Genomic DNA, 10,095 nt, shown 5'->3' with positions numbered 1-10,095 from the left:
TTCGTCGCTTCCGGGATAAGGGGGCTTCCCGCCAATGCGCGTGATACCGTCGAGGGTGAAACCCCCGCCGCGGATGCTATCTCACGGCGGGAGATCGTTGCTTTCTTCTTCAAATACGCTATGCCCTATTTATTGAACGCCGCATCGAACGCCACGTTCGACGGCGCAAAGTCCATGCGCTTGACGAACGCGCACGCCTCTTTGGCGCCCTGTTCGCGTTCCATGCCGCTGTCCTCCCATTCGACGGAGAGCGGTCCCTTGTAGCCGATATTGTTGAGCGCGCGGATTATCTCCTCGAAATTGATAGTGCCGCGGCCGAGGGAGCGGAAATTCCATCCGCGCCTGGGGTCGCCGAACTCGAGGTGCGAACCGAGTATGCCCTCGAAGCCGTTGAGCGTGACTATGGCGTCCTTCATATGGACATGATAGATGCGGTCGGCGAACGTTTCGATGAAGCGTACCGGCGATACGCCCTGCCAGTGCAGATGCGAGGGATCGAAATTGAAACCGAACTCGGGCCGGTTCTTTACCGCCGCGAGCGCGCGTTTCGCCGAGTAGATATCGAACGCTATCTCCGTCGGATGCACTTCGAGCGCGAACTTCACGCCGCATTCCTTGAACACGTCGAGTATCGGATCGAACGTCTTCGCGAAGAAGGCATATCCTTCGTCAAGCTCTTTCTGCGTTACCGGCGGGAATGAGTAGATCATGTGCCATATCGGCGAGCCGGTGAAACCGCAGACGGTATCGATACCGAGGTTCTTCGCCGCACGCGCCGCGTTCTTCATCGATTCTACCGCCCAGGCACGTTTCTTTTCGGCATTGCCCTTGCAGTCAGCAGGCGCGAAACCGTCGCTCCGTGCGTCATTGTTCAGGTCACAGATGAGCTGCCCCGCGAGGTGATTCGATATCGCGCGCAGTTCAAGCCCGTATTTTTTCATTACTGATTTCTTGTCATCGCAGTATTTCCTGTCCTTCGCCGCCTGGAACACGTCCATGTGGTCGCCCCAGCAGGCGAGTTCAAGGCCGTCATAGCCGAAGGCTTTTGCTTTCTGGCACATTGTTTCGAACGGCAGATCCGCCCATTGTCCTGTGAAGAGAGTTACTAATCGTCCCATATTCTTCCTCCTGTTTTTTCTCCCCTCTCTACGCGCGTACTCGCGTGTGGAGAGGGGCCGGTGTGCGCCACGGATGGCGCAACTGGCGCGAGCCACGGATGGCAATTCGCGCTTCGGGTGAGGTTTTGCTGCTACACCTTCACCCATTTTTCGTTTTTCGCGCTCTCAATGATCTTATCGCAAAGCTCGAGCTCGCGCAGTCCATCCTTGAACGTCGCATAATTGACAGGGCCTGTGCCGCCGGCAAGGATGCGCCCGTAGTACTCCTTGTACATCTGCTTGAACGTATCGGGGAAGCCTTCATTGTGGCCGCCCGGATAGCTCACGATGCCGCGTGCTTCCGGTGAGAGAAGCGAGGGGTCTTTCAGAAGATGTTCGTTCGCCTTGTCGCGATTGCCGATCCAGAGCTCATTGGGCCGCTCGGAATCGTACGATACGGCTTTTTTCGAACCGTCTATCTCGAAGTACAGGCGGTTCTTCCGCCCCGCGGAGACCTGACTGACCGTGAGTACGCCGCGCGATCCATTGTTGAACTTGAAGAGCACCGTCGCATAATCCTCGGTCGTGATGGGAACGTCGATATAATCCTCGGGCTTCAGCATCTTGCCCGAATACGTCTCCACCGGTTTTGTCGGTTTCTTGCGCTTCTCGTGCACGGTGAGGAGATCCGCGAACACCGCCTCGATCTTCACGCCGGAGATGTTCTCTATCATGTCCATCCAATGCGATCCGATATCCGCTATCGCCCGCGATTCGCCGGACATCGCCGGTTCAAGACGCCAGTTGTAATCGGTCTCGTAGTAGAGCCAGTCCTGGAGATACGAACCGTGTATCGCATAGATACGCCCAAGATCCCCCTTCGCCGCCATCGTTTTCACTTCGCGGACGATGGGGTAGAAACGCAGATTGAAATTCACCGCGTTCTGTACTTTCTGCTTTTCAGCGAGCTCCACGAGTTCCTTTGCTTCCTTCGCGGTGGTCGCAAGCGGCTTCTCGCAGATAACATGCTTGCCTGCGAGGAGGGCATCCTTGACCATCGGGTAGTGAAGGAAATTCGGCGTGCATACATGCACCGCCTGAATGTTCGGGTCCTTCAGGAGCTCCTTGTAATCGATGTAGTACTTGTCCACACCGAGCTGATCGGCGCTTTTCTTCGCTACATCGGGATTATTGTCCGAGAACGCCACGACGTTCACGATGCCGGTACGCCGAAGCGCTTCCATATGCGCCGGCCCGATGAAGCCCAAGCCGATGACACCTACATTCACTTTTGCCATATGAACCTCCGAATACGATATTCGCAGGCGAGGTACGCGGTCCCCGAGCGATGTCGAGGGGCGACCCCGCCTGCGAACAAATTATATTTTCACTTCCGCGTTCTTCTCCGACGACTGATAAATGCCGTTAAGCACCTTCTGTATCGCAAGTCCGTCCTCGCCGGGGCAGGTACAGGTAACGCCGTTCTGCACGCAGTCGATGAAATGGCCGTGGCGGTCCTTGTATTCTGACTTGTCGAAATCGATCTTTTCGGTAGCAAGTGCGCTGCCGCGTTCGCCGTAAAGCGATATGCCGTCATTGTTGACAAGCGCGCCGTTCTTATCGCCCATGATAAGCGACCACGAATTCTCATCGACACGGTTCGCGGCCCACGACACTTCTATTGTCATGGAAGCGCCGTTATCGAAGCGCACGAACGCGCTTGCGAAATCTTCTACATCCATGATGCCTTTGGGGTCGCGCGGGCCTGCCCACATGCCGGTGCACACATATTTCTTGATGTCCTTGCCGAACACATTATATGTCATGCCGGATACCGCGATGGGCTTGGGCTTTCCCATCATATACCACGTACGGTCGATGACGTGAATGCCGATATCGATGAGCGGTCCGCCGCCGGAAAGTGCTTTCGTTGTGAACCAGCGTCCGAGCCCGGGTATGCCGCGGCGGCGTATCCATGCACATTTCGCGTGATATACTTTCCCGAGCGTGCCGTCCTCGCGGAGATCATTGACCTTCTGCGCTTCGGGCGTGAATCGCTGATTGTGCCCGCACATGAGTATCTTCTTCGCCTTCTTCGCAGCGGCGACCATCGCCTCCGCTTCCTCGACGTTCATCGCCATGGGCTTTTCGGTCATGACATGTTTTCCCGCTTCAAGCGCCATGATGACAAATTTCGCGTGGAACGAATTGGGTGAGCATACGGACACCGCATCGATCTCCGGATGCTTCTTGATAAGCTCTTCTGCGGTCTCATACGCGTTCGGGATGCTGTATTCTTTTGCACGCGTCGTGCGAGCCGCTTCCACCGGATCGCATATCGCCACGACCTCAGCGCCAGCTTTCTTATATCCTTCAGCGTGGTTCTTCGATATCTGTCCTGCGCTGATAATGCCGATTTTTATGGTTTTGCTCATTATCTGTTCTCTCCTTGGTTTTCCACTCGCCCCTCCCCTCTCTCACATCCCCGTGAGAGAGGGGAGGGGTCGGGGGTGGGGTGGGTGATTATTTATTTCCTGCCGCAAGCTTGTTCTTCGTCAGGTACGTGTAGCTCTGTTCTATCGCGGTGAACATGTCCGTATCACAGCGGTCAAGCTCCACGATGACCCAGCGAAGCACCGCAGGATCGGCGGCTTGTATTATCGGCGGGATGTTCAGTTTGCCCGTACCGAGCGCAAGCATCGCTTTATCCTTCTCGAGCGGGCCGTCCTTGATATGGAGGAATATCGTCCGCTTCTTGAGCTTCGCCGTTTCCTTCGCAGGGTCGTTCGCCTGGAAATTGCTCGCCCAGTACGCATCGATCTCGAACCATATTTTCGGTGCGAGCGCGGCGAAATGATCATAGGCGAGCTTGCCGTCGACGACGACATATTCCCACCAGTGATTATGGATGAAGAGCTTTATCTTGTGCTTCTCAAGCGCATCGGCGATGGCATTGAGCTTTTCCGCCGTCTTCTTTATCTCGTCGAGCGTCTTGAACTGGTCCTGCCCGAAGCCGGTGCAGGCGCAGTCAAGCCCGAGAATGCCGGCCGTGTCGACGGCTTCCTGAACGTTCGTCAGTTCCCGCACCCACGGTCCGTGGCTCGATGACACGACCATGCCGTTGTCCTCGACGACCTTCCTCAATTTCGCCGGCCCAAGGTCATAGAAGCCCGCGGGCTCCACTCCCTTGTAGCCGATCTTCCCGAGCCGCTCGATGACGGCAATGGGGTTCACTTTCGCTTCCTCGCGCAGCGAATAGAGCTGCACCGAAATCGGTTTTATTTCAGCCATTATTTCCTCCTGGCTTTTTTATGCACCGGCTTTTGCCGTATGCTTTTTCGCTTTTTCTGTGTCGCTCGTTCCTTTGCTGCCGTGCGGCGTACACCCTTCTTTTTGGGTGAAGCGGATGCGCGCTTTTTTCCCGCATGTGCCGTGACGGCCGCTTTTCGTTCCTTCTCCGGTGTTTTCGCGGACGCCTGCCGTTCCGGCGGGAACACATCGATCTCTGCCGCGCATGCGGAGGCATGATCCCCTGCGGATGTCACTACGGTGAACTTGATATAGCGCGCCGACAGCGGCTTTTTCAGCGGCACGACCTGCAGAACAGGATTGTTCACGATATTGTCGAATCGCCCGCCCGCCGCTTTTTTCCATGAAACGCCGTCATCGCTCACGCCGAAAAGATATATCTCTGCGAGCGCACCGCCGTGCCCGTCCTGCCGCGGGAGATAACCGAATGCGCCGATGGCAAGGGGCTTCCCGAGATCGATGATGATCTCATGCGGGGGCGGTAGCGGCGTTCCGCCGCTCCATTTCGTATGCCATATCGTTTTCGGATCATCGTCGATGGCGTTCTCCGCCTTATTGTCATACTGCGTCTCCGCGCTGCTTGCCCGCACGACGCGCCAATCCTTTTTCGCATACCCGAAGCGCTTCTCGAGCGTCGTCGCCTTGCCGAGCGACATCGCGCCGGGATTATCAGCCGGGAACACGGCGGCGCGTACGAGCCCTCCTTCGGAAAGAGAGACGGGTTTTTCAAATATCGGCGATGCTGCGTCCGGCGTTCTCCCGTTGAGCGTATAGCGGACGCGTGCGGCACTCCCCGCGCTGATGCTCACGGCACCGTTCCTGTCGCGAGCAATGAGCGGGTCCTCAAGGAATACCGGCGCATGAAACAAGCCGATGCGGGAAAGCACTATCGGCGCTTTCGCTTCGATGCGCACACGGAAACGGCGCGCAGTGATATCGCTGAAGCGCGCGAGGCGTTTGTACCCTATCGTCGTTCCCTGTGTCACGGGTGTAAAGCCGGATGCGGTCTCCGCTTCGAGCTTCCACGAGGTCACACGCTGACCGAGCGCGATATATTCCTGGATGAGCAGATTGTTCACCGTCGTCGGCGAGGGGAACACGATATCGATCGATGATGCCGTAACGCCGTCGTCGGTCGCCCAATAGGTCCCGTCATTGCCGTCGATGAGATTCTTTACCGCGAATCGCCTGTCATTGCCGCGTACGTTCTTTGCCGTGAGCGCTGCCCCGAGGACAACATCGGTCTTGAACACAGCGTCGCGTGCAGCGCGGAAACCGGCAAGGCGTTCAACATCGATCTCATGGAAAAGCCCGCGGCGGTCGGGCGGGATATTGAGCAGAAGCGTCGCGCCGCGGCCCACGGATTCGTAGTACATGGCGAGAAGATTCGCCACCGATCGCACCTCTGCATTCTGGCGCTCATGCCAGAACCAGCCGGGGCGTATCGAGACATCGACTTCCGGCGGGAGCCATGTTGTACCGTTCTCGTGGCCGTAACCGAGATCGTTGAACGGGTTATATCCTTCCGGATGATATCCCGGATATCGCCCTTCCATGTTCATCGTGCACCACATCGTTTCAGCGGCGAAACCGGATTCATTGCCGACCCAGCGAATATCGGGGCCGGCATCGCTGAACATGACGGCGTTCGGCGCAAGGCCGCGTACGAGCGCATGCGTGTTCGCCCAGTCGTAGTAATGTTCCTTGTCGATGAAGCGTTTCTCCCGTGCACCGCCGTAGTAGCCGTCGCCGCCGTTGGCACCGTCGAACCACACTTCGAACACATCGCCGTAATTGGTGAGAAGTTCGCGGAGCTGATTTCGGTAATAGGTGATGTATTCCGGCTTCGCGTAATCGGGATGATTCCTGTCCCACGGCGAGAGATAAACGCCGGTCTTAAGTCCGTACTCAGCGCAGGCGTCGAAGAATTCACGGACGATATCGCCCTTGCCGTTCTTGTAAGGGCTTGCCTTCACGGAGTGCTCGGTGAATTTGCTCGGCCAGAGGCAGAACCCGTCATGATGCTTGCAGGTGAGTATGAGCCCTTTCATCCCCGCTTCGTGTGCGGCGCGCGCCCACTGTTTCGGGGAGCATGCGCTCGGGTCGAATATCAACGGCTTCTCATCGCCGTAGCCCCATTCAAGATCGGTGAACGTGTTCGTGGTGAAGTGGACGAAACCGTAATACTCGAGCCTATGCCATGCGAGCTGACGTGCGGACGGAAGAGCGCCGAACGGCGCTACAGGTGAAATGCTCATGCGTATCCCTTTCGCGGAACAATGCGTTATTTATATTTCGCGGCCACCGCTTTGCCGAGCGCTGCGCTCTTATACGCAAGGTCGATGACGTGTATCGGACGGCGCGCCCATTCCGCGGTGATGACAAGCGGCGTTCCCTTCGTTATATGATCGGCGATATTCTTATAGAACGGCTTGTAATCCGTCGGCGGGTTAACGCCTTTGGTTATCGACTGCGTACCGTCGATATTGCTCGAGATGAGCTGCCAATTATTGCCGTCGAACACATACGCGCCCTTCGTGCCGGTCACTTCGACCCAGCCGTTCTTCGGGTTCGAATCGATGTTCGATATCGTGAGCGTAAGCCATGCGCCCTTCTTGAAGCGCACGACCGCATAACCTTCATCCTCTATGGCGTCCTTTTTCCATTTGATCTGCGGACCCCAGAAGCCTTTTTTCGCGAAGCCGGTCACTTCGACGATATCGTCGTTCATGATCTGCAGGCTGTACTCGAGGAGGTGTACGCCCCAGTCGTACAGTACGCCGCCGGATATCGACTTGCTCGAACGCCACCAGTCGCGCGGCTTGCCCCATTTTCCCATATGCGCTTCGATGCGTATCACATCGCCAATGGCGCCTTTCCGGATATGCTTGAGCGCTTCGAGCACGCAGCCGTCCCAGTGGCGGTTATGATAGGTGGAGAGTGTGAGCCGTTTCTGCTTTGCGAGTGCTATCATGGCATCGCATTCTTTCGTGGTAATGGCGAAGGGCTTTTCGCAGACGACGCTTTTCCCGGCGGCGAGGCATTTGAGCGCAAGGGGCGCATGCGAATCGTGCGGGGTGATGATAACGACAAGATTGACCGGTGAACGAGCGAGCATGGCCTCAACACTGTCGTAGGTCTCAATGCCGGGAAAATCCTTGGCTGCTTCGGCAAGACGGGCGGGGTCGAGCTCGGTGACCGCCCACGGGGTCATACCCGCGGCCTTCATCTGGTTAAGATGCGCCTTACCCATATTGAACGCGCCGCCGTAGCCGATGACGCCGACCTTGATATCAGACGGTTTCCTGTGTTTTGCCATTGTTTTCCCCGCTTCCCCGGTATCTTCGCAACAGGTGCGAAAGCGGGTTCAGCATTTTTTCATGCACTATAGTGCATGAATGAACCTAAATATAATACCGGCTATCGGGGAAGTCAAGCGAAAGCGGCTGCAATACGCATTTTCTTATGGGCATAATAAATCATCGGCCTTCCCTTGACGAAATTCGTGAAATGCCATATCATCATTTCACCGTTTATTACGGTAAGAATCGACTGAGGAGCAGCGAATGAGCGAGAAACGAGACTTTTTTTTCACATCGGAATCCGTGACCGAAGGCCATCCGGATAAAATATGCGACCATATTTCCGACGGCGTCCTCGACGCCTGCCTTGCCGAGGACAAGGATTCACGTGTAGCGTGCGAATCGCTCGCGAAGACGGGTATGATAATCGTTGCGGGGGAGATCACCACCCGGGCGAAGCTCGATTACCAGAAGATCGTCCGCGACACGGTAAAGAAGATCGGCTATTCAGACAGCGCCATGGGCTTCGACTACAAGACATGCGCGGTGCTCGTGGCTGTCGAGCAGCAGTCACCGGACATTTCGCAGGGCGTCACGAAGGGCAAGGGCCTCCATAAGGACCAGGGCGCGGGCGACCAGGGCATCATGTTCGGGTACGCGATCAATGAAACACATACCTTCATGCCGCTTTCCATCTACATCGCCAATCGCCTCTGCGAAAAGCTTTCCGATGTACGCCGCGATGGAACCATGCCGTATCTGCGCCCGGACGGGAAATCGCAGGTGACGATCGAATACGTCGACGGAAAGCCCGCACGTGTCGACGCTGTTGTCGTATCAAGCCAGCATGCGGATGAAGTGACGCATAAGCAGATCGAGTCCGACGTGAAGAAATATGTCATCGATCCCGTGTTCGACGAAGAAGGCAAGCTCGATATGCTCGATAAGCGGACGAAATACTACATCAATCCGACCGGGCGTTTCGTCATCGGCGGCCCGCAGGGCGACTGCGGCGTCACCGGGCGCAAGATAATCGTCGATACGTACGGCGGACACGGTGCGCACGGCGGCGGCGCGTTCTCGGGCAAGGATCCGTCGAAGGTCGACCGCTCGGCCTGCTATGCCGCGCGCTACCTCGCGAAGAACATCGTCGCGGCGAAGCTCGCCGACCGCTGTCTCGTGCAGCTTTCCTACGCCATCGGCGTTGCGCAGCCCCTGTCGATATTCGTCGACACCTACGGCACCGGCCGCCGCTCTGAGAGCGAGATAACGAAGATAATAGAGAAGAATTTCGATCTCTCGCCCTCGGGCATCATCAAGAAGTTCGATCTGAAGCGGCCCATCTACCAGAAGACGGCGGGGTACGGTCATTTCGGCCGCGAGCTCCCGGAATTTACCTGGGAAAAGAAGGACGCGGTGAAGATATTCTCGAAATAAGCGATATCGCATCATGGAATGAAAAAGGGCCGGGCGACCGGCCCTTTTTTTACCCCTGCCAATAAAAAATCGCCGGCACATGCGCAATGCATATGCCGGCGAACTTTTCAGTCGGGATGGCCGGACTTGAACCGGCGGCCCCTAAGTCCCGAACCTAGTGCGCTACCAACTGCGCTACATCCCGAAAAGCGTATTGTGTTACGGTACGAACAATACTGTGATGCTCAATTCCATTTGATCTTGTCGATGGCATCCACCGATGCCTGTCGGACAACATCAAGATTGCGGTCTTCCTGGGCCACATTGAGAAGCTCAACGAAGGCTTCCTTCGACCCTATCTTTCCGAGCGCAACCACCGTTTCATAGAGAATGTTCTGCTGCTGCGACAGGCGCAGCGTATCAAGGAGCACTTGCACAGCGCCCGGGCTGCCTATCTCGCCTAACGCGAAAATGATGTTCACTTTCACGAGGGGCTCGCGTTCGCGGCGGAGTATATCGACAAGGTTCCGTACCGCCTTATCGCTGCGAATGCGTGCAAGGGCTATCGCTGCTTCCCGCCGTACCAGCCATGTCGAATCCTGCTGAAAGCCTTTTATTGCCGCGGAATAGTTCACGCCGTAGCCGGCATACAGGATTATCTTGTCGAGTGAGGCATCATCGGCTTTACCGCCCGCCTCATACTTTTTCGCGAGCGCTGCAAGACATTCCGCTTTGACCTTGTCGTTGCCGCGTTCGAGCGCCATGAGCAGAAGGTTCTCGTTCTGCCCGGTCAGTACCTGTTCGAGCGTTTTTTTCTTACCCGCTCCGCCGGCTTGGGGTGTCCCTTCTTCTCCGGCTTTCTGCGCGAATGCTACGCCTATCAGAAGCGTACTGCTGAGGATGAGAACGATGGTCCGTTTCATCATAACGTTGTCTCCTCCCGGCGAAATTCCTATCCGCATATTATCACA

Annotated in this window: 9 protein-coding genes and 1 tRNA gene; 1 reads left to right on the top strand and 9 read right to left on the bottom strand. The window is 56.5% G+C overall.

Annotation, left to right across the window (positions count from 1 at the left end; translation table 11 throughout):
* The 7 genes from AABZ39_02470 to AABZ39_02440 form a co-directional block, all read right to left on the bottom strand.
* The coding region (locus AABZ39_02470; protein ID MEK6793613.1) for a LacI family DNA-binding transcriptional regulator at window positions 1-113 on the bottom strand (113 nt) is incomplete at its 3' end.
* 12 nt (window positions 114-125) lie between these two features.
* Window positions 126-1,118 carry a sugar phosphate isomerase/epimerase gene (locus AABZ39_02465; protein ID MEK6793612.1) on the bottom strand — a complete coding sequence of 331 codons (993 nt, stop codon included), beginning with the start codon at window positions 1,116-1,118 and terminating at the stop codon, window positions 126-128.
* Window positions 1,119-1,249: 131 nt separating this feature from the next.
* Window positions 1,250-2,395, bottom strand: a complete 1,146-nt coding sequence (locus tag AABZ39_02460) for a Gfo/Idh/MocA family oxidoreductase (protein MEK6793611.1) — start codon at window positions 2,393-2,395, stop codon at window positions 1,250-1,252.
* A gap of 81 nt (window positions 2,396-2,476) precedes the next feature.
* A complete protein-coding gene (locus AABZ39_02455; protein MEK6793610.1) occupies window positions 2,477-3,532 on the bottom strand; it encodes a Gfo/Idh/MocA family oxidoreductase in 1,056 nt (351 codons plus the stop codon).
* A gap of 88 nt (window positions 3,533-3,620) precedes the next feature.
* The gene (locus AABZ39_02450) at window positions 3,621-4,388 is read right to left on the bottom strand and encodes a TIM barrel protein (protein ID MEK6793609.1); all 768 of its coding nucleotides are present in this window, start codon (window positions 4,386-4,388) and stop codon (window positions 3,621-3,623) included.
* On the bottom strand, window positions 4,388-6,664 hold the full coding sequence (locus AABZ39_02445; protein MEK6793608.1) for an alpha-L-fucosidase: 2,277 nt from the start codon (window positions 6,662-6,664) through the stop codon (window positions 4,388-4,390). Before AABZ39_02445 ends, AABZ39_02450 begins: the two co-directional genes overlap by 1 nt.
* Before the next feature lie 26 nt (window positions 6,665-6,690).
* On the bottom strand, window positions 6,691-7,725 hold the full coding sequence (locus AABZ39_02440; protein MEK6793607.1) for a Gfo/Idh/MocA family oxidoreductase: 1,035 nt from the start codon (window positions 7,723-7,725) through the stop codon (window positions 6,691-6,693).
* A 247-nt stretch (window positions 7,726-7,972) separates the two neighbouring features.
* Between AABZ39_02440 and metK the strand changes: the two genes are divergently transcribed.
* Window positions 7,973-9,145: a methionine adenosyltransferase gene (gene metK, locus AABZ39_02435; GenBank protein ID MEK6793606.1), complete on the top strand. Its 1,173-nt coding sequence runs from the start codon at window positions 7,973-7,975 to the stop codon at window positions 9,143-9,145.
* Between the two features lie 111 nt (window positions 9,146-9,256).
* On the opposite strand, the gene AABZ39_02430 is transcribed toward metK, so the two are convergent.
* A tRNA-Pro gene (locus AABZ39_02430) sits at window positions 9,257-9,329 on the bottom strand.
* A 40-nt stretch (window positions 9,330-9,369) separates the two neighbouring features.
* Complete coding sequence (locus AABZ39_02425) at window positions 9,370-10,050, bottom strand: HEAT repeat domain-containing protein (protein MEK6793605.1); 681 nt, start codon at window positions 10,048-10,050, stop codon at window positions 9,370-9,372.
* Window positions 10,051-10,095: the final 45 nt, after the last annotated feature.

The sequence above is a fragment of the Spirochaetota bacterium genome, assembly GCA_038043445.1.
GTDB lineage: Bacteria > Spirochaetota > Brachyspiria > Brachyspirales > JACRPF01 > JBBTBY01.
The sequence above is the reverse complement of the archived record's forward strand: the minus strand, read 5'-3'. Positions and strand labels throughout refer to the sequence as shown.

What these genes read in the sequence shown, in the direction of transcription:
- AABZ39_02465 (MEK6793612.1), bottom strand. Translation starts at nt 1,118, where the DNA reads ATGGGACGATTAGTAACTCTCTTCACAGGACAATGGGCGGATCTGCCG.
- AABZ39_02460 (MEK6793611.1), bottom strand. Translation starts at nt 2,395, where the DNA reads ATGGCAAAAGTGAATGTAGGTGTCATCGGCTTGGGCTTCATCGGGCCG.
- AABZ39_02455 (MEK6793610.1), bottom strand. Translation starts at nt 3,532, where the DNA reads ATGAGCAAAACCATAAAAATCGGCATTATCAGCGCAGGACAGATATCG.
- AABZ39_02450 (MEK6793609.1), bottom strand. Translation starts at nt 4,388, where the DNA reads ATGGCTGAAATAAAACCGATTTCGGTGCAGCTCTATTCGCTGCGCGAG.
- AABZ39_02445 (MEK6793608.1), bottom strand. Translation starts at nt 6,664, where the DNA reads ATGAGCATTTCACCTGTAGCGCCGTTCGGCGCTCTTCCGTCCGCACGT.
- AABZ39_02440 (MEK6793607.1), bottom strand. Translation starts at nt 7,725, where the DNA reads ATGGCAAAACACAGGAAACCGTCTGATATCAAGGTCGGCGTCATCGGC.
- metK (MEK6793606.1), top strand. Translation starts at nt 7,973, where the DNA reads ATGAGCGAGAAACGAGACTTTTTTTTCACATCGGAATCCGTGACCGAA.
- AABZ39_02425 (MEK6793605.1), bottom strand. Translation starts at nt 10,050, where the DNA reads ATGATGAAACGGACCATCGTTCTCATCCTCAGCAGTACGCTTCTGATA.